At 69.5% G+C, this 17,178-nt stretch carries 19 protein-coding genes and 1 pseudogene; 9 read left to right on the top strand and 11 right to left on the bottom strand.

Annotation, left to right across the window (positions count from 1 at the left end; all coding sequences use genetic code 11):
- The 3 genes from ON39_RS31470 to ON39_RS31480 form a co-directional block, all read left to right on the top strand.
- Window positions 1–436: Rv0361 family membrane protein (locus ON39_RS31470; RefSeq protein WP_040739692.1), on the top strand; the 436-nt coding region annotated here is incomplete at its 5' end.
- A 216-nt stretch (window positions 437–652) separates the two neighbouring features.
- Window positions 653–1,714, top strand: coding sequence for a fused (3R)-hydroxyacyl-ACP dehydratase subunits HadA/HadB (locus ON39_RS31475; RefSeq protein ID WP_040739694.1), 1,062 nt, complete (start codon window positions 653–655; stop codon window positions 1,712–1,714).
- Between the two features lie 105 nt (window positions 1,715–1,819).
- Entirely contained in the window at window positions 1,820–2,110 is a 291-nt protein-coding gene (locus tag ON39_RS31480; RefSeq protein WP_246002881.1) for an excalibur calcium-binding domain-containing protein, read from the top strand.
- Here ON39_RS31480 and ON39_RS31485 read toward each other — a convergent pair whose 3' ends face one another.
- Together ON39_RS31485 and fbaA are read right to left on the bottom strand one after the other, a co-directional pair.
- On the bottom strand, window positions 2,111–3,229 hold the full coding sequence (locus ON39_RS31485; RefSeq protein ID WP_040739696.1) for a BTAD domain-containing putative transcriptional regulator: 1,119 nt from the start codon (window positions 3,227–3,229) through the stop codon (window positions 2,111–2,113).
- Window positions 3,230–3,262: 33 nt separating this feature from the next.
- On the bottom strand, window positions 3,263–4,297 hold the full coding sequence (gene fbaA / locus ON39_RS31490) for a class II fructose-bisphosphate aldolase (RefSeq protein WP_040739697.1): 1,035 nt from the start codon (window positions 4,295–4,297) through the stop codon (window positions 3,263–3,265).
- A gap of 343 nt (window positions 4,298–4,640) precedes the next feature.
- On the opposite strand from fbaA, the gene ON39_RS31495 reads away from it, so the two are divergent.
- From ON39_RS31495 to ON39_RS31505, 3 genes are all read left to right on the top strand, one after another.
- Window positions 4,641–5,297, top strand: coding sequence for a DedA family protein (locus ON39_RS31495; protein ID WP_246002915.1), 657 nt, complete (start codon window positions 4,641–4,643; stop codon window positions 5,295–5,297).
- A 52-nt stretch (window positions 5,298–5,349) separates the two neighbouring features.
- Window positions 5,350–6,000: a DedA family protein gene (locus tag ON39_RS31500; RefSeq protein WP_051187381.1), complete on the top strand. Its 651-nt coding sequence runs from the start codon at window positions 5,350–5,352 to the stop codon at window positions 5,998–6,000.
- Window positions 6,001–6,066: 66 nt separating this feature from the next.
- Window positions 6,067–7,509: a lipase maturation factor family protein gene (locus ON39_RS31505; protein ID WP_040739699.1), complete on the top strand. Its 1,443-nt coding sequence runs from the start codon at window positions 6,067–6,069 to the stop codon at window positions 7,507–7,509.
- Here the strand turns inward: ON39_RS31505 and ON39_RS31510 are convergent, their stop codons facing one another.
- The 3 genes and pseudogenes from ON39_RS31510 to ON39_RS31520 form a co-directional block, all read right to left on the bottom strand.
- On the bottom strand, window positions 7,510–8,595 hold the full coding sequence (locus ON39_RS31510; RefSeq protein WP_040739708.1) for a glycoside hydrolase family 76 protein: 1,086 nt from the start codon (window positions 8,593–8,595) through the stop codon (window positions 7,510–7,512).
- Between the two features lie 248 nt (window positions 8,596–8,843).
- A pseudogene (locus ON39_RS31515) lies at window positions 8,844–9,529 on the bottom strand (TrmH family RNA methyltransferase).
- Window positions 9,530–9,580: 51 nt separating this feature from the next.
- The gene (locus tag ON39_RS31520; protein WP_040739700.1) at window positions 9,581–9,913 is read right to left on the bottom strand and encodes a hypothetical protein; all 333 of its coding nucleotides are present in this window, start codon (window positions 9,911–9,913) and stop codon (window positions 9,581–9,583) included.
- A gap of 92 nt (window positions 9,914–10,005) precedes the next feature.
- On the opposite strand from ON39_RS31520, the gene ON39_RS31525 reads away from it, so the two are divergent.
- The 3 genes from ON39_RS31525 to ON39_RS31535 all read left to right on the top strand — a co-directional run bounded on the left by ON39_RS31525 (window position 10,006) and on the right by ON39_RS31535 (window position 12,561).
- Window positions 10,006–11,382 (top strand): sensor histidine kinase, encoded by a 1,377-nt coding sequence (locus ON39_RS31525; protein WP_083894809.1) that lies wholly within the window; start codon window positions 10,006–10,008, stop codon window positions 11,380–11,382.
- Window positions 11,379–12,032, top strand: coding sequence for a LuxR C-terminal-related transcriptional regulator (locus ON39_RS31530; protein ID WP_174412586.1), 654 nt, complete (start codon window positions 11,379–11,381; stop codon window positions 12,030–12,032). The genes ON39_RS31525 and ON39_RS31530 overlap by 4 nt, the downstream gene beginning before the upstream one ends.
- Before the next feature lie 82 nt (window positions 12,033–12,114).
- Window positions 12,115–12,561 carry a hypothetical protein gene (locus ON39_RS31535; RefSeq protein WP_040739702.1) on the top strand — a complete coding sequence of 149 codons (447 nt, stop codon included), beginning with the start codon at window positions 12,115–12,117 and terminating at the stop codon, window positions 12,559–12,561.
- Here the strand turns inward: ON39_RS31535 and ON39_RS31540 are convergent.
- The 6 genes from ON39_RS31540 to ON39_RS31565 all read right to left on the bottom strand — a co-directional run bounded on the left by ON39_RS31540 (window position 12,545) and on the right by ON39_RS31565 (window position 17,075).
- Complete coding sequence (locus ON39_RS31540) at window positions 12,545–13,261, bottom strand: lysoplasmalogenase family protein (RefSeq protein WP_051187379.1); 717 nt, start codon at window positions 13,259–13,261, stop codon at window positions 12,545–12,547. The genes ON39_RS31535 and ON39_RS31540 overlap by 17 nt on opposite strands.
- Window positions 13,254–14,318: a beta-ketoacyl-ACP synthase 3 gene (locus ON39_RS31545; protein WP_040739704.1), complete on the bottom strand. Its 1,065-nt coding sequence runs from the start codon at window positions 14,316–14,318 to the stop codon at window positions 13,254–13,256. Before ON39_RS31545 ends, ON39_RS31540 begins: the two co-directional genes overlap by 8 nt.
- Window positions 14,319–14,362: 44 nt before the next feature.
- The gene (pyrE, locus tag ON39_RS31550; RefSeq protein WP_246002882.1) at window positions 14,363–14,977 is read right to left on the bottom strand and encodes an orotate phosphoribosyltransferase; all 615 of its coding nucleotides are present in this window, start codon (window positions 14,975–14,977) and stop codon (window positions 14,363–14,365) included.
- Window positions 14,978–14,979: 2 nt separating this feature from the next.
- On the bottom strand, window positions 14,980–15,507 hold the full coding sequence (locus ON39_RS31555) for a hypothetical protein (RefSeq protein WP_174412587.1): 528 nt from the start codon (window positions 15,505–15,507) through the stop codon (window positions 14,980–14,982).
- Between the two features lie 58 nt (window positions 15,508–15,565).
- Entirely contained in the window at window positions 15,566–16,723 is a 1,158-nt protein-coding gene (locus tag ON39_RS31560; protein ID WP_246002883.1) for a TtfA family protein, read from the bottom strand.
- A gap of 82 nt (window positions 16,724–16,805) precedes the next feature.
- On the bottom strand, window positions 16,806–17,075 hold the full coding sequence (locus tag ON39_RS31565; RefSeq protein WP_255219315.1) for a DUF5666 domain-containing protein: 270 nt from the start codon (window positions 17,073–17,075) through the stop codon (window positions 16,806–16,808).
- Between the last annotated feature and the right edge of the window lie 103 nt (window positions 17,076–17,178).

Consider the following 17,178-nt stretch of genomic DNA (forward strand, 5'->3'; position numbering starts at 1 on the left):
GAAGCGATGGCTGCTCGCGGTGGCCGGCGCCGCCGTCGTGGTGGTCGCGCTGATCGCGGTGAGCGTCGCGGTGTTCGTCAACTCCGACGACAACTCGCCGGAGAACCAGGTGCGCGCCGCCATCACCGACTACACGCAGGCCTTGAAGACCGGCGATCTGAACACCCTGCGCAGCACGACCTGTGGCCCGCTGCACGACTTCTATCAGGGCATCCCCGCCGACCAGTTCGCCGGCGTGCACAAGCTGTCGATGGATCGGCGCACCATCCCGGTGGTGGACGGCGTCGACGCCATCCGGATCACCGACAAGACCGCGATCGCGCAGGCGACGGTGTATACCGAGGCCGACCCGAACAAGCGCTCCGCGCGCACCTTCGACCTCCAGGAGACCGACAACGGCTGGAAGGTCTGTGACCCGCCGAGCGGCGCGCAGTAATCGGCGCTGCGAATTCGAGCACGTTCGGCTGTCCGCTCAGCGGGCAGCCGAACTCTGTCATAGCCGATGAGCATCGCGCCTTTACACTGTCGAAACCCATCCTGAGCCTGCAAATGAAGAACAGGCGAACGCCATAGCAATTCCGCATCTATGACCGGTAGCGCTGCTCACACTCGACTGGTCAACGGTCCTGTTCATTAGTAGCGTGACCGCATCATGGGCACGGAACAGACGATGGCGCTCGAAATTGATGACGCGCGACAAACGGCGACGCCCGCCGGGCAGCGGTTCCGCGTCCGCGACCACTACGAGGTCGGCCGGGAGAAGATCCGCGAATTCGCGCGGGCGGTGCAGAATCGCCACGGCGCGCATCATCGGGAGGCCGACGCGCGCAAGCTCGGCCACGACGGCGTCATCGCCCCGCCGACCTTCGCGTCGGTCATCGGCGCGGCCGGCACCCGCGCGCTGCTCGAATCGGTGCTCACCGAGTACGACCTCTCGCAGATGCTGCAGACCGACCAGGTGTTCCAGGCTTACCGGCCCGTCCTCGCCGGCGACCGGCTCACCAGCGAGATCCTGATCGAGTCCGTCCGCCGGTTCGGCGACAACGACTTCATCGTCGTCCGCTCCGCCCTGGTGAACCAGCACGGCGAGCTCGCCCTCGTCGGCTCGACCACCATCGTGGCGCGCCGCGGCGCCGAGGTGGACCCGAGTCTCACCGAGGTGGTCGACAACATCATGATGCACGGCAAGGTGGTCGAATCCCCCACTACCGCAGCTGTTTCGGCCCTGATCCCGCTCGGCGCCGGCGAGCTGCCCGCCCCGGCCGCCGATCGCGAGATCGCGCCGGTGCACACGCTGCCGGAGTTCGACCGGCTCGCCGTCGGCGACCGGCTGCCCGCCGGTTCCTTCCGGCTCACCCGCGGCGACCTGGCCAACTACGCGGGCGTGTCCGGCGACGCCAACCCGATCCACTTCAGCGACCACGCCGCCCGGCTGGCCGGGCTGCCGACGGTGGTCGCGCACGGCATGCTGACCATGGGCCTGGCCTGCGACTACCTGACGTCGTGGCTCGGCGACCCGACCGCCATCGAGAAGTTCAGCGTGCGCTTCGCCGGCTTCGTCCCGGTGACTGCGGACGCCGCGAGCACCGTGGACTTCACGGGCCGGATCAAGTCGCTCGACCCGGCCGCCCGCGGCGCGACCCTCGTGCTCAACGGCGTCGCCGAGGGCCGAAAGTTGTTCGGGCGGGCCATCGCGGAGGTACGGCTGGCCTAGGACTGGCTCGAAGTCCCATATCCCAGCCGGTTTTCGAGCACCCGGCAAGATCGCGCGAAAAATTCACACCCCACGGCGGCGCCGATCGAGCGCAGGATGGATGGCGTGAGCTATTCCATGATCCGCCGCGTGACGCCCGCGGTCGACGCCGCGTGTCTCGTGCTCGGCGCCCTCACCCTGGCGCCGCCGACCGCCGTCGCCGAGTCCCCGTCCGCCGCCTTCGTCGCCCGCCCGGATTCGCTGCCGGACCCGGACGCCAAGCCGGAGAAGAAGCGAAAGGTCTACACCACCTGCGAAGAGGCGCGCGCCGCCCACGCCGGTCCGATCTACCGCGGCCTGCCGCAGTACAACCCGATGCTCGACCGGGACGGCGACGGCTACGCCTGCAACGAGTGACTACAGCACGGCCTGGAAGATCAACATCGTTGCGCCGATGCGGATCTGGTCGCCGTCGGCGAGCAGCGCGCCGTTCTCGATCGGTTCGTCGTTGACGTACACGCCGTTGGCCGAGTGCAGATCCTTGATCAGCAGCCCGGCCCGGCTCGGCATGATGTGCGCGTGATACCTGCTGGCCTTCGGGTCGTCGAGGACCAGGTCGTTGTCGGTCATCCGGCCGATTCGCAGGCCGCCCTGCGCGATCGAGACCACCCGGCCGTCCGGCAGGTGTAGCCGCCCGCTGCGCACCGTGCTGGGCGCCTCGGTGACGGTCTCGGTCATCGCCGCGGCCATCCGCTCGACCTCCCGGTGCTCGACCGCGCCGAGGGGCTCCTGGCGCAGCACCCGGTGTTCCAGCTCGATCAGCGCCGGGCCGGGGTCGATGCCGAGCTCCTCGGCGAGCACGGTCCGCACCCGCCGGCACGCGTCCAGCGCGTCGGCCTGGCGGCCGGACAGGTACAGGGCGGTGATCAGCTGACCCCACAGCGGCTCGCGCAGCGGATGCTCGCCGGTCATCGCGACCAGCTCGCCGATGACCGACGCGGCTCGCCCGCAGGCGATTTCGGCGTCGATGCGGGCCGAGGCGACGGCGAGGCGCTCCTCGTCCATCGCGGTGGCGAAGCCGTCGGCGAACTGCAGGCCGGACAGGTCGGCCAGCGCCCGCCCGCTCCATTCGCGCAGCGCGGCCCCGTAGAGCTGGGCCGCGCCTGCGTGGTCGCCGAGCGCTGCCGCCCGGCTGCCCGCCTCCCTGCTCGCCTCGAAACGCCCGAGATCACACGCGGACTCGGCCACCTCGAGGCGATAGCCGGAGGACTCGGTGCGCAGCACCGTCGCCGGATCCACGCCCGAATTACGCAGCGCCTTACGGATATTCGAGACGAATACCTGCAGGCTGGCGGCGTAGGAGTCGGGTGGATCCTCGTTCCACACCATGTCGGCCAGCGCGGCCGACGACACCGCGCGCCGTCGATTCACGGTGAGCGCGGCCAACAGCGCCCGCGGCTTCGGCCCGCCGACCGCCACCGGCTCACCGCCGACGAGCAACCGGACGGGCCCGAGCACGCGCACATCCAGACACATGAGCTGTCGAGCCCCCGGTGGGTTGATGATGGGTCAGGCGCTGATCGACCTTCCCGCGGACTTCAGATCATTGCATGCCTCGGTGACACGCGCCGCCATCGAGGTTTCGGCCTTCTTGAGGTAGCTGCGCGGGTCGTAGACCTTCTTGTTGCCGACCTCGCCGTCGATCTTCAGCACACCGTCGTAGTTGGTGAACATGTGGGCCGAGATCGGGCGGGTGAACGCGTACTGGGTGTCGGTGTCGACGTTCATCTTCACCACGCCATAGCGCAGCGAGTCCTCGATCTCGGACTTCAGCGAGCCGGAACCGCCGTGGAAGACGAAGTCGAACGGCTGCGCGTCCGCGCTCAGGCCCAGCTTGGCCGCGGCCACCCGCTGGCCCTCGGCCAGCACCTCGGGCCGGAGCTTGACGTTGCCCGGCTTGTACACGCCGTGCACGTTGCCGAACGTCGCGGCGAGCAGGTACTTGCCGTTCTCGCCCGCGCCGAGCGCGTCGATGGTCTTCTCGAAGTCCGCGGGCGAGGTGTAGAGCTTGTCGTTGATCTCGGCCTCGACGCCGTCCTCCTCACCGCCGACGACGCCGATCTCGGCCTCGAGGATGATGTGGGCCTGCGCGCACGCCTTCAGCAGTTCCTTGGCGATCTCGAGGTTCTCGTCGATCGGGATGGCCGAGCCGTCCCACATGTGCGACTGGAACAGCGGCGCCTGGCCGTTGTTCACCCGCTCCTGGGAGATGGCGATCAGCGGGCGGACGAAACCGTCCAGCTTGTCCTTGGGGCAGTGGTCGGTGTGCAGCGCGATGGTGACGTCGTACTTCGCGGCGACCACGTGCGCGAACTCCGCCAGCGCGACCGCGCCGGTCACCATGTCCTTCACGCCAAGGCCGGAGCCGAATTCGGCGCCGCCGGTGGAGAACTGGATGATGCCGTCGCTACCCGCGTCCGCGAAACCCTTGATGGCCGCGTTGATCGTCTCCGACGACGTGCAGTTGATGGCGGGGAAGGCAAAGGAGTGCGCTTTGGCCCGACCGAGCATCTCGGCGTAGACCTCCGGAGTCGCGATGGGCACAGTAAGACCTCCGTGTTTGTTGCGGCAAAGACCTATTTTGTCAGCCACCACACTAGGACAGCGGTGTTTCGCCTGGTATCCAGGGAGGCCGGTGCGCTGCCCGCGCGAGTGACCGGCCGGTGATCGGCGCGCGACCGCCGGGTGACCGGTCGGGGAGTTTCGCGCACAGCGCGGGGTTTCTCAGCCGAACCCGGTACTGTGGGCCCGGTAATTACGCTGGCAGCTTCCGATGCGATGGCAAGCGAACGGGCCGGCCGTATCCAGAACAGGAGACCGCGTGATTCTGCTGGCAGCGACAGAATCGGTGACGAGCAACCTCGCAATCAAAGAGTTGCTGGACCCGATGCACCTGCTCACGGAGACGTGGCTCAAGAACGCGGTGCTCCCGGCGATCCTGGCGATCGTCTTCATCGAGACCGGCCTGCTGTTCCCGATCCTGCCCGGCGATTCGCTGCTGTTCACCGGCGGATTGCTCGCGGCGCAGGCGAATCCGCCGGTGTCGATCTGGCTGCTGCTGCCCGCCGTGATGGTGATCGCGTTCGCCGGCGACCAGAGCGGCTATTGGATCGGCCGGGCGATCGGGCCCGCGCTGTTCCACAAGGAAGACACCCGCTTCTTCAAGAAGCACTACGTGACCGAGACGCACGCGTTCTTCGAGAAGCACGGGCCCAAGACCATCATCCTGGCCCGGTTCGTGCCGATCGTGCGCACGTTCATGCCGGTGCTCGCGGGCGTGTCCAAGATGGACTACCGCAAGTTCGTCGCGTTCGACATCGTCGGCGCGGTGCTGTGGGGCGGCGGCGTCACCGTGCTGGGCTACTTCCTCGGCAATGTCGCCTTCATCCGCGATCACGTCGAGGCGATCTTCCTGCTCATCGTGCTCGTCTCCGTGCTGCCCGGCATCGTCGCGGTGGCCAAGAAACTGCTCAACCGTGGCGCGCGGCCGGCGGCCCGGCAAGAAGCCGAGCTGACCGTCTCGACGAACGAGCCGACCCGCTGAGCTCGTGAACGCGGCGTCCTCGCCCCTGGCAGTGGGCAATTTCGATCCGCTGATGTCAGCGGGGCCCGCGCTCGTCTGGACAGTGGTACTTGCCTTTGTCTTCATCGAGTGCGCGGTCATTCTCGGGCTCTTCCTACCCGGTGACTCCATGTTGATCACCGCGGGCATCGTGATGGCGTCCAACGCCTCGGGCGAGCCGCAGGTGTGGGCGCTGTCGGTCGGCACCATGCTGGCGGCCATCGCGGGCAATCAGGTCGGCTACGTGATCGGGGCGCGAACCGGGCATCGCCTGGTCGCGCGCAAGAACGGCCGCTACATCAACACCCGCAACCTGCAGCGAGTCACCGAACTGCTGGAGCGGCACGGGTTCGTCGCGGTGCTCGTCGCCCGCTGGATTCCGTGGGTGCGCACGCTGTGCCCGACGGTCGCGGGCGCGGCGGGCATGGATCACCGCAAGTTCACCGTGGCCAGCACCATCGGCGCGATCATCTGGGCGCCGGTGCTGCTGCTCATCGGCTACTACGCGGGCGGCTTCCTCGACCGGGTGCCGTGGTTGATGCCCATCGTGATCGGCACGCTGGTGCTCGGCCTGATCATCGGCACGGTGCTGGGAATCCGGCACTACCGGCAGGAGATGGCCAAGCCTGCGGAGGAGTTCGAGCTCGAGACCGCCCCGAGCGGCGTGCGCGACACGGAGAACTGACCACCGGGTTTCCCGCCGCCCGGGCCAGGGTACGCAGCCGATGGAGCAATCCGAGGAGCTGCGGGCATGGACTGGTTCACGGCACCCGAATACTGGCTGAGCAGGCTGGTCTTCCAGCGTGGGTTGGCGGTCGTCTATCTGATCGCCTTCCTCGGCGCGGCCGTGCAGTTCCGGGCGCTGATCGGCGAGCGGGGCATGCTGCCGGTGCCGGCGTTTCTGCGGCGCACGCCGTTCCGGTTGGCGCCGAGCGTTTTTCAGTTCCACTACTCCGATCGGTTCTTCGCCGTCGTCGCGTGGTCGGGGGTCGGCTTGTCGGCCGCCCTGGTCGCCGGGGTCGGCGGCCTGGTACCGCTGTGGGCCGCAATGGCGATGTGGACGCTGCTGTGGGCGGCGTATCTGTCGATCGTCAATGTCGGGCAACGGTGGTATGGGTTCGGCTGGGAGTCACTGCTGCTCGAGGCCGGATTCCTGGCGATCTTTCTCGGCAACGACCGGACGGCGCCGCCGGTGCTGGCGCTGTGGCTGGCGCGCTGGCTGCTGTTCCGGGTGGAGTTCGGCGCGGGGCTGATCAAGCTGCGCGGCGACTCCTGCTGGCGCGACCTCACCTGCCTGTACTACCACCACGAGACGCAGCCGATGCCGGGGCCGCTGAGCTGGTTGTTCCACCATCTGCCGCGGCCGCTGCACCGAATCGAGGTGGCGGCCAACCACTTCGCCCAATTGGTCGTGCCCTTCGGGCTTTTCGCGCCGCAGCCGGTGGCGAGCGTCGCCGCGGCGATCGTGGTGCTCACCCAGCTGTGGCTGGTGCTCTCCGGCAACTTCGCTTGGCTGAACTGGGTGACGATCCTATTGGCGCTCACCGTGATCGACGGATCGCTGGCCGCGAAGGTCCTGCCGCTGCCCGAGCCACCCGCGCAACCGGAGGCGCCGATGTGGTTCGCGGGCATGGTGATCGCGTGCACCCTGCTCGTGGTGGCGCTCAGTTACTGGCCGGTGCGCAATATGCTCTCCAGCGGTCAGCGAATGAACATGTCGTTCAACGCTTATCACCTCGTCAGCACCTACGGCGCGTTCGGCAGCATCGGGCGCACGCGCGCGGAGGTGGTGTTCGAGGGCACCGACGAGGCCGAACTCACCGAGCACACCGTCTGGCGGGAGTACGAGTTCAAGGGCAAGCCGGGCGATCCGCGGCGACTGCCGCGCCAGTGGGCGCCCTACCATCTGCGGCTGGACTGGCTGCTGTGGTTCGCCGCGATATCGCCGGCCTACGCGCGGCCGTGGTTGTTGCCGTTCATCGAGCGGCTGCTGCGCAACGATCGGGCGACGCTGCGCCTGCTGCGCCACAACCCGTTCGGCGAGACGCCGCCGAAGTACGTGCGTGCGCGCCTGTACGAATACCGGTTCACGACGCGACGGGAGTTGCTGCGGGACCGGGTGTGGTGGCACCGGACGCTGGTCAGCGAGTATCTGCCGCCGCTGTCCGCGGCAAAAGCCAAGTCAGAGTCCTGATTACAGCCCGGCGGCGCTGACCTGGTAGGCGGCCTCCATCAGCATCCAGCCGGACAGCTGCACCGAGAGGTCACGCTCGGGCACCCTGGACGAGGTCACCGAGCCGCCTGCGGTGAACCGGCCCGCACCCGCGATGCCGCTCGGCAGCGTCGCCGGTGTACTCCAGTTATGGCCGAACAGTGGTTCGCCCTCCACCTCGAGCCGGTTGGCCCACGCCGCCGACGCGGACGCGCGCACGATCGCCGCGGCGGCCCGTCGATCCGCCTCGCGCTCCTTGTCGTCGCCGGGCAGCATCAGCGCGACCACCGCGAGGTAGCGGGCCAGAATGCCGTTGAAGAGACCGCCGTCGCCGCCCCCGCCGCCGTTGATGACGCCGCGGGTGGTCAGGTGCTCCTCGACGGCCATGAGTAATCGGTGCACCCGCTCGATGTGCCGGGATTCCCCGGTGTGCACCGCGAGTTCGGTCTCCAGCCCGAGCACGACGCCCTGGCAGTAGCTGAACACCGGCCGCTCGATCTCGCCGGCGGGCAGGTGGATGCCGTCGAGGATCAGGCCCGTCTCCGGGTCGCGCAGCGTCGTGTCCAGCCAGTCGGCCATGTCCTGCGCCCGCGCCTGCCGTCCTAGTCGCAGCAGCGCGATGGCGGCCGGGCCGTTGGCGGGCGCGTTGTAGTAGTCGGAGCCGATGCGCCACGGCAGGGCGCCGACCGTGGGATCGAAGCCGTCGTAGAGCGGCTTCTCCAGCGCGATCAGCCCGCCGCGCGCCTCGGTGACGCCCGCGGTCCGCTCCGCCCGCTCGAGCGCGATGGCCAGCCAGGCCATATCGTCGTAGTACTTGTTGGTCCAGCCGGTGATGTTGCGGATGCGGTGTGAGCGCGCGATCGCGGCGATTCGCTTGCGCCGCACCGGAGTCGGCACGCGGTTGGCGGCGTCGACCGCGCAGTCGACCAGGTGCGCCTGCCACCAGTAGTGCCAGGACCCGAACGCGCGCTCGCGCCGGGTGGCCGGCCATCCGACGACACCCAGCTGCGTCCCCGGCAGTGCCCACAGCGCCCGCAGATGCCGGGACACGATCGCCGACTCCGCCATGTCCGCGCGTTCGGACCACAGCGCGGGCGTCGCGGCGGCATCCCGGCCGGCGTGCGAGCGTTCACCCAGCGATCGCGGTGTCGTTCGTCGCGGGTCCTGTGCCCTCCGCGTGGTCATGGGTCAATGGTGCCAGCCCCGCCGGGATTTCCGCGCCCGATTTGTTACACAAGCGATGTGTATTTGTTCTCGGACTATAGATCGAGTGTGACCGATGTCGCCAAGGTCTGGGACGAGAAGACACCGCCGGGCTACCACGCGTCGGAGAGGTCGGCGTGCCTGCGGATCCAGGCGTGCATGGCGATGCCCGCGGCCACGCCCGCGTTGATGCTGCGGGTGGAGCCGAACTGCGCGATCGAAACCGTCATGGCCGCCGCGTCTTTCGCGTGCTCGGTGACGCCGGGGCCCTCCTGTCCGAACAGCAGCAGGCAGTCGCGGGGCAGCTCGGCGGTCTCGATGGCGACCGAGCCCGGCACATTGTCGACGGCGACCACGGTGAGCCCCGCGCGCCCGGCGAACTCCAGCAACTCGGCGACGCTCGCGTGGTGCTCGATGCGCTGGTAACGATCGGTCACCATGGCGCCGCGGCGATTCCACCGCTTCCGGCCGACGATGTGCACGGCCGCCGCGGCGAAGGCGTTGGCCGTGCGGACCACCGTGCCGATGTTGGCGTCGTGACCGAAATTCTCGATGGCGACGTGGAACGGGTGCCTGCGCCGGTCGATGTCGGCGACGATGGCCTCGCGGGTCCAGTACCGGTAGGCGTCGACGACGTTGCGGCGATCGCCGCCCAGCAGCAGTTCGGGGTCCAGCCTCGGGTCGTCCGGCGGGGGTCGGCGTGCTCGGCGGCCCACGGCCCGACGCCGTGCGGGTGCTCGCCCCACTCGGTGGGGCCCGGCGGGTCCTGCTCCGCCGCGTCCGGCGCTGGGTGATTCACTCCGACGATGCTAATTCCGCCCGCGGGCGCACCCGCATGCGGCCGGATGGATCAGTAGCTGCTGCTACTCCAGACGCCGACGAGCCCGAGTACGACGAACAGCGCGATGAACAGCAGGCCGAGGATGATCATCACCGAGGCGATGATCCCGCAGACGTAACCGACCATGACGTTCGAGCGACCGCCCAGCGCACCGCCGGCGGCGTCGATCTCGTTGAGCGCCCGCCTGCCCATCACCCAGGCGACCGGGCCGAGGATCTGGCAGAACACCAGGCCGAGAATGCCCAGGATGAGAATCATGGTGGCCTGCGGGTGCTCCGGCGGCGGTCCGTAGGCCCCGTAGGCTGGGTAGCCGTACGGTGGCTGCTGCGGCGGATAGGTCATCAGCTGGATAGTAGTTGGTGTAGCTGGCTACACCATCCATCCGGCGGTCAGCTCCATCGAATACCGCCGCCGCGCCGACGACCATGGAAGTTATGACCGAGACATCCGTCGAACCCACCCTCGTGCTCGACCCGGGGCCCGCCGAATCCGGGCGGACCGCCGGGCGGGTGGCCCGCGCCGTGCTCCGCGCCCCGTTCCAGGCCCGCGCCTGGAAAGAACTCGTCTACGTGTTCACCGTGTTCGTCCTCGGCTGCCTCGCGGTGGCGTACATGTACCTCGGCTGGGGCGGCGGCCTGGCGATCTCGCTCACCATCATCGGCGTGCCGATCCTGGCGGTCATCCTGCTCGGCGGCCGGACCTGGGCCCGGATCTATCGGGCGCTGGCCAAGGACCTGCTCGACGCCCAGCTGACACCGCCGCCGCCGTTTCGGCCCGAGCCGGGATTGATCGGGTTCGTCAAGGGCGCGTTCACCGATCGGGCCAGCTGGCGGGCGGCGCTGTACCTGCTCGCGCAGGCCGTGCTCGGCGTCGTGGTGGGCTGGCTGGTGCTCCTGCTGGTCGCGACGGCGGCGTTCATCGCGCTGTCGCCGATCCCGTGGGTGCTCTTCCACCCGCCCAATGTCGATTCCCAAGGCGTGGAACATCATTCGATGGCCCAGTTCGGTGACGGCTTCTACATCGACACCTGGCCCAGGGTGCTCGGCTTCGCCGCGGTCGGCATCGTCGCCTGCTTCGCGATGCCGTGGCTGCTGCGCGGCGTGTGCTGGATTCATCGGCTGCTGGCCATCGCGTTGCTGAGCGCGACGGCGGGCGATCGGCGGATCGTCGAGCTACAGCAGGGCAGGCAGGCGGCGGTCGACGACTCGACGGCCACGCTGCGCCGGCTCGAGCGCGACCTGCACGACGGCACCCAGGCCCGACTGGTCACCATCGCCATGGCGCTCGGCCGCGCGGAGGACCGGCTCTCCGCCGGCGGCGACCCGCGTGACCTGATCGCCGACGCGCACGCCAGCTCCAAGGAGGCGCTGACCGAGCTGCGCGAGCTGGTGCGCGGAATCCACCCGCCCGCACTGGAACTCGGCCTCGGCCCGGCGCTGGAGACCCTGGCCGCGCGCAGCTCGGTGCCGGTGGAGCTGCGGGTGCACCTGCCGCAACGACCGAGTCCGGCGGTCGAGGCGATCGCCTACTTCTCGGTGGCCGAGCTGCTCACCAACGTCGTCAAGCACGCGAACGCCACCCGGGCCTGGATCTCGGTGGTGCCGACGGACTCTCGCACCATCGCGGTCACCGTGCGGGACAACGGAATCGGCGGCGTGCTGCAACCCACCCCCGGTGAACTCGCCGCCGGCAGTGGGCTTTCCGGCCTGGCGGCGCGGGCGCGCACCGTCGACGGCACCCTCACCGTGCAGAGCCCGGCCGGCGGGCCCACCGTGGTGACCATTCTGCTGCCGAAGGACGGCTCGCGGTGACCGAGTCGCTGCGCATCGTGATCGCCGAGGACAGCGCGATCCTGCGGGACGGGCTCGCCGGGCTGCTGACCGAGCGCGGTCACGAGGTGGTCGCCATGATCGGCGACGCGACGACCCTGAGCGACGTGGTCGGCCTGCACAATCCCGACGTCGCCGTGGTCGACGTGCGCATGCCGCCGAGCTTCACCGACGAGGGTCTGCTGGCCGCCATCGAGCTGCGCCGCAAGTACCCGATGACCGGCGTGCTCGTCTTCTCCCAGTGGGTCGAGACCCGTTACGCCACCGAGCTTCTCGCCGGCGGCGCGAGCGGCGTCGGCTACCTGCTCAAGGACCGGGTGGCCGACGTCCGCGATTTCGTCGACGCCCTCCACCGTGTCGCCACCGGCGGCACCGCACTCGACCCCGAGGTGGTGAGTCAATTGATGGGCGCGTCCCGCCAGCAGGATTCCCTGACCCGGCTCACCCCGCGCGAGCGCGAGGTGCTCGAGCTCATGGCGCAGGGCCTGTCCAACAACGCCATCGCGACCTCGCTCAGCGTGACCGAACGCGCCGTGGAGAAGCACATCGGCAATATCTTCACCAAGCTCGACCTGCCGCCGTCGGACACCCACCACCGCCGCGTCCTCGCGGTCCTGCGACTCAAGGGCTGAACCCGGGCGCCGGACCGATTTGCGCACGTCAGTGCCGCACCGGGCCTATTCTGAAGATCCGACAGCTGGGGTGGAGGCTGGGATGGATCACGCGCGAATATTGCGTACGGTGCTCGCCGTGACGGCCGGGTACCTGGTGGTGCTCGGCCTGTGGTTGGGGTGGGTCGTGCAGCACACGCCCCCCGGGACGCTGCCGTATCAGATCGTGGCGCTGGTCGGGGTGTTCGGCACCTGCGTCGGAGTCGGCATGATGCTGGCCGGCCGCCCCTCCAAGGCGGATCGACGGCTGTGGCGCGACGGACTGGAGGGATGGGCGACCGTCCACGGCGTGCACCCGCTCGAACGAACCGATCACCACACCGAACTCACCGAACTCGATCTGGAGCTGACCATCCCCGGAGCGGAAACCTACCGCGGCACAATAGTTTTCGACGTCAACCCGGCGGACAAACCCCGCCTCGCGGTAGGCGAGACCATCTCCATCCGCGTAGACCCGGCAAACCGCGATCGCATCATTGTCGTTCTATGACAACGGCTTTCGCGTGCACCCTAGGGTCCGCGAGGAAATATTGGGCGGCGGCGTAGGTCGTCAGGATGACGGCCTCGGCTAGGTGGCGGGTGCGTTCGGTGCGGGCGAAGAGGCGGCGTAGGACGATCAGGCCGTCGGAGACGGTGAACAGCAGGCCGCCGAGGGCGAGGCGGCTGCGTGGATCGCCGCCGGGAAGGTTTAGGCCCGCAAAGGTTTTCGCGTCCGGCGCGAGTGCGGGGTCCGAGGCTAGCGTGCCCGCGACGCCGAGCGTCGCGCCGTAGGCGGTCAACGGCGCGGCGACGGCGGGCGCCTTCGCGCGGAGCAGGGCGGCCGCGCCGAGCCAGGCGGCGACGCGCGGCAGCGTCACTTGGACGCGCGGGCGCGCACCCTTGCGTGCCCACAGGGCGGTGTATCCCGTCTGCATGACCGCGAACGAGGACGCGCCCGCGATCAACCTGCGGTCGTCGTCGGGATCTATGAGCAAAATGTCGCCGACCGTCGCGGCGCCGAGCGAGCCGAGCAGCACCCGGCGATCGGTGGGTGCGAGGCCGGTCCCCTCGGTGACCACGTCTGCCGCCAGCAGCGGCATCATCAACGGTTTCGCGACCCATTGCAGCCGCTCACGGCCGGTCGCCGCGGCGTAGACGGTGACGGCCGCCGCGGCGAGAAACCCGCCGCGGAACACCCGTCGATCAGACACTGAAGCTCGGCTCGGCCGGCTTCGGCGGCAGCGTGACGACCTGACCGGCGTAGCTCAGCCCCGCGCCGAAGCCGAGCAGCAGCGCCAGCTGACCGCCCTTGGCCTTGCCGGTCACCAGCATCTCCTCCATCGCCAGCGGAATCGACGCGGCGGAGGTGTTGCCGGTCTGCTCGATGTCGTTGGCCATCGGGATGTCGTCGGCCAGGCCGAGGTTCTTCTTCATCAGCTCGTTGATCCGGGCGTTGGCCTGGTGCGGGACGAACACCTCGATGTCCTCCTTGGCCACGCCCGACATCTCCAACGCGGTGGACAGCGCGCGCGGCAAAGTGACTGCGGCCCAACGGAAGACGCGTGGGCCCTCCATCCGCAGCGACATCCGCCCGATGGGCTCGACCGCCGGGTCGGTGCCCTGCAGGGCCTGGGCCTTCTCCATGTAGTCGAGGAAGTTGACGTCCTGGGCGATGGCGGAGGCGTTCTCGCCGTCGCTGCCCCACACGGTCGGCGAGATGCCGTTCTCCGGGCTCGGCCCGACCACCACCGCGCCCGCGCCGTCACCGAAGATCATCGCGGTGCCCCGGTCGGTCGGGTCGAGTCCGACGGTCATGGTCTCGGCGCCGATCAACAGCACATACTCGGCCGAGCCTGCCCGGATCAGGTCGGCGGCCACGCCGAGGCCGTACCCGAAGCCGCCGCACCCGGAGGTCAGGTCGAACGCCGGGATGCCGTTCATGCCGAGGTCGTGCGCGACGGACGGGGCGCCGTGCGGGGTCAGCATCAGCCAGCTGGAGGTGGCCAGGATGAGCGTGCCGATCTTGGACCGGTCGACGCCGCTGTTGACGATCGCGCGTTCCCCGGCGGCCGCCGCGATGGACCGCAGCGTCTCGTCGCCGCTGATCCAGCGGCGGTTCTGGATGCCGGTGCGCTCGTAGATCCACTGCGGGGTCGAGTCGAGCACCTCGCACACCTCGGCGTTGCTGACGATTCGCTGCGGTCGATAGGCACCGATACCGAGCATCGCAACATTGTCGCGATTCTTGTTGATTGCAATGCTCACCACTGGAGATGACCCTTCGGCTGTGAAGAACTAGACCGGTGTCCAGGCTAGCCGAGGGCCAAATCCTTCAATCCGAGGATGGACCGATACTCGAGCCCCTCGGCGGCGATCACCTGGTCGGCCCCGGTTTCCCGGTCCACGACGGTGGCCACGCCGACCACGATCGCGCCCGCGTCGCGCAGCGCGCGCACCGCGGTGAGCGGGGAGTTTCCGGTGGTCGTGGTGTCCTCGACCACCAGCACCCGCTTGCCGACGATGTTCGGCCCCTCGATCTGGCGCTGCATGCCGTGGGTCTTGGCGGCCTTGCGCACGACGAAGGCGTCGATCGGGCGGCCCGGCGCGTGCATGACGGCGAGCGCGACCGGGTCGGCGCCCATGGTGAGCCCGCCGACGGCGTCGAAGTCCCAGTCCGCGACCAGCTCGCGCAGCAGCTTGCCGATCAGCGGCCCCGCGTCGTGGTGCAGCGTCGCGCGGCGCAGGTCCACGTAGTAGTCGGCCTCCTTGCCGGAGGACAGGGTGACCCTGCCGTGCACGACGGCGAGCTCGCGCACCAGCGCCGCCAGGCGGTCCCGGTCGGAACCCGCGCCGCCGCTCGCCGCCGCGGCTCGCGAGCGCTCCGAGGCGCCGAGCGCCGACTCGTTCGTGGTTGCCTCGTCGATCATTCCTAAGTCCTTCCGCGTGTGGTGAACAAGCCGCGATTCGGTCGGGCCGCCAGGGTTCGCGGGATCATCCCGGCGACGGTGGCAAGCGTTTCGTACTGCATGCCGGGCGCGCTGAGCACCCGGCTCTTCTCCAGATCACGCAGGGAACCGGCAACCACCCGGCCGCTCCTCGGCCCCAAGGGCTTTCGGCAGCGACGACGCATCGATACCGGCACGCTCATGGCATTCGGTGTGCGCGAATCCTGGGCGCAGGGCCTGGCCATCCGCCAGTCCACCTGCCACCCCTTCCGTGAAGAATACGACGGCGCCTCGGACGCCGAATACGTCGAGCCACGTTCGGCGATCGCGTCCGCGCCGCCGACCGAACCCTTGACCGCGGCGATCATAAACGGCAGTGTCGCGCCGCCCGCCGCCAGCCGGTCACGGTCGAGCCGCTTCGTCAGGCCGGAGCGGAAAATCGCGGCGTGAACACCGCACCGATGCTCGCGCATCTCGGCACGGGCGGCGAGGTGCCGCCGGTCACCGGCCATCGCGATACGCTCGGTCACCCTCGCTCGATCGGGCGACGAGCCGCACGGGCCGGGCCGATCACTGCGGCACAGGTCCCTGATACGGCCGGAAGCCGGGGTGGAACGGGCCGCCGGGCGGCTCGGTCGCGGCGTCGTCCGCGCGCGCGGGCCCGTGGCGGTCCGGTTCGTCGGTCCACTCGTCGGCGGGCGGCTCGTCGCGTTCCGGTGCCCGCTTGTCGCGCGGCTCCGGTGCCCGCTTGTCGCGTGGCTCGGGTGCGCGCGTGTCCCGTGGCTCCGGCGACCAGTCGTCGCGGCGCTCCGGCGACCATTCGTCGGCGGTCCTGCGCTCCTCGCGAACCCTCGCGCGCGCGTCCGGCACCACGGCCAGCGACGGACGACGCGGCGGTTCCGGCTCGTCCGGCGCGGACAGCGGCGCGCGGTCCTCGTCGTAGCCCGGCTCGCCGAACGGCGCCTCGTCGAAGTCCTCGCCCTTACGCAGCCGCGGTGGCTGCACCCGGGCGCCGCCGATCGCCTCGTCGGGCTCCTCGGCGTCGGGCTCCTCCGGACGCTGACGCCCGCGCGGGCGCGGCCGGCCGGGATCGTGGCCGCCGCCGTCGAAGCGCGGCTCGCTCACCGGCGGAAGCACGTGCAGCAGCCCGGACAGGCGCAGCACCGCGTCGATCGAGTTCTCCCACTCGCGCGCCGACGTGCCGATGGACAGCATGCCCAGCGTCCAGTTGCCCTCGCTCCAGAGCATCTGCACGGTGTCGGGCAGCGTCTCGATGAACGCCACCATCCGCTGATCGACGGCGTGCCTGGCGATCTCCGGGTTGGTCGCGAAGACCACCCGGTCGCCGATGGCGCCGAGCAGCTCGAGATCGGCGTCCTTCGGCGGCGACGCGGTCTTGAGCCGCATGTCGACGTCGATGTCCGAGCCGATCTGGCGGCGCACCGCGATCAGCGTCGCGGCGTCCTCCAGATCGAAGAGCACGAACTTCTCGCCCTTGCGAATGCCGGACACCACGTCGACCGCGGAGAGGTAGCCGAGCTTGGCCAGCGCGCCGCGCCGCCACGTCGAGGGCAGCGCGGGTTCCACCGAAACATACGTGTAGCCCTGGGATTTCGCCCAGACCTGCCGCGCGTGACCGGTCCGCTGTCGCTGGATCCGATCGAAATACAGCAGCACGATCGCACCCACGAGTGCGATCGCCGCCAAGCCGAACCACATTGCCGTCATCGGGGTCCAGCTTAATGGGCGCGACCGGACAACGTCCGTCGACAGCCCGTGCGAGATCGAGCGAAGCGGCGGCGGTGCCGATTCATCTTCCGCCGCCGGGCAGCGCGGTGCTGATGATGACCTTCGCTTGAATCGTCCCGTCCGCGCCCTTCTCGCCCTGGATCAGCACGATGTCACCGACGGGAAGATCGGACACCTTGGTGCCCGACATCGAGATGACCTGGGTATTGGCGTCGGTGCGCACGGTGGCCGCCGCGCCGAGCAGGGTGCTGACGGTGAGCGTGCCGCCGTCGTTGGCGGTGATGGTGCCCATGGTCGCGCCGAGGTTGTCGATGCCGCCGAGGCCGGGCACGCTCGGCATCCCGCTGGGCGCGACGCGCGGTGACGCGGGCGGGCGGCTCGCGGTCGGCGACGCCGAGGTGCCCGCGGCGCTCGAGGACGACGAATCCTTGCCC

Origin of the sequence: Nocardia tenerifensis NBRC 101015 (assembly GCF_000308715.1) — a bacterium.
GTDB lineage: Bacteria > Actinomycetota > Actinomycetes > Mycobacteriales > Mycobacteriaceae > Nocardia > Nocardia tenerifensis.

Coding starts and splice junctions, on each gene's coding strand:
- ON39_RS31510 (WP_040739708.1), bottom strand. CDS start 8,595: ATGGCGGAGTCGGCGATCGTGTCCCGGCATCTGCGGGCGCTGTGGGCA.
- pyrE (WP_246002882.1), bottom strand. CDS start 14,977: ATGATCGACGAGGCAACCACGAACGAGTCGGCGCTCGGCGCCTCGGAG.
- ON39_RS31560 (WP_246002883.1), bottom strand. CDS start 16,723: ATGACGGCAATGTGGTTCGGCTTGGCGGCGATCGCACTCGTGGGTGCG.
- ON39_RS31500 (WP_051187381.1), top strand. CDS start 5,350: ATGTCAGCGGGGCCCGCGCTCGTCTGGACAGTGGTACTTGCCTTTGTC.
- ON39_RS31535 (WP_040739702.1), top strand. CDS start 12,115: ATGGATCACGCGCGAATATTGCGTACGGTGCTCGCCGTGACGGCCGGG.
- ON39_RS31505 (WP_040739699.1), top strand. CDS start 6,067: ATGGACTGGTTCACGGCACCCGAATACTGGCTGAGCAGGCTGGTCTTC.
- ON39_RS31495 (WP_246002915.1), top strand. CDS start 4,641: ATGCACCTGCTCACGGAGACGTGGCTCAAGAACGCGGTGCTCCCGGCG.
- ON39_RS31525 (WP_083894809.1), top strand. CDS start 10,006: ATGACCGAGACATCCGTCGAACCCACCCTCGTGCTCGACCCGGGGCCC.
- ON39_RS31555 (WP_174412587.1), bottom strand. CDS start 15,507: ATGGCCGGTGACCGGCGGCACCTCGCCGCCCGTGCCGAGATGCGCGAG.
- ON39_RS31475 (WP_040739694.1), top strand. CDS start 653: ATGGGCACGGAACAGACGATGGCGCTCGAAATTGATGACGCGCGACAA.
- ON39_RS31520 (WP_040739700.1), bottom strand. CDS start 9,913: ATGACCTATCCGCCGCAGCAGCCACCGTACGGCTACCCAGCCTACGGG.
- ON39_RS31485 (WP_040739696.1), bottom strand. CDS start 3,229: ATGTGTCTGGATGTGCGCGTGCTCGGGCCCGTCCGGTTGCTCGTCGGC.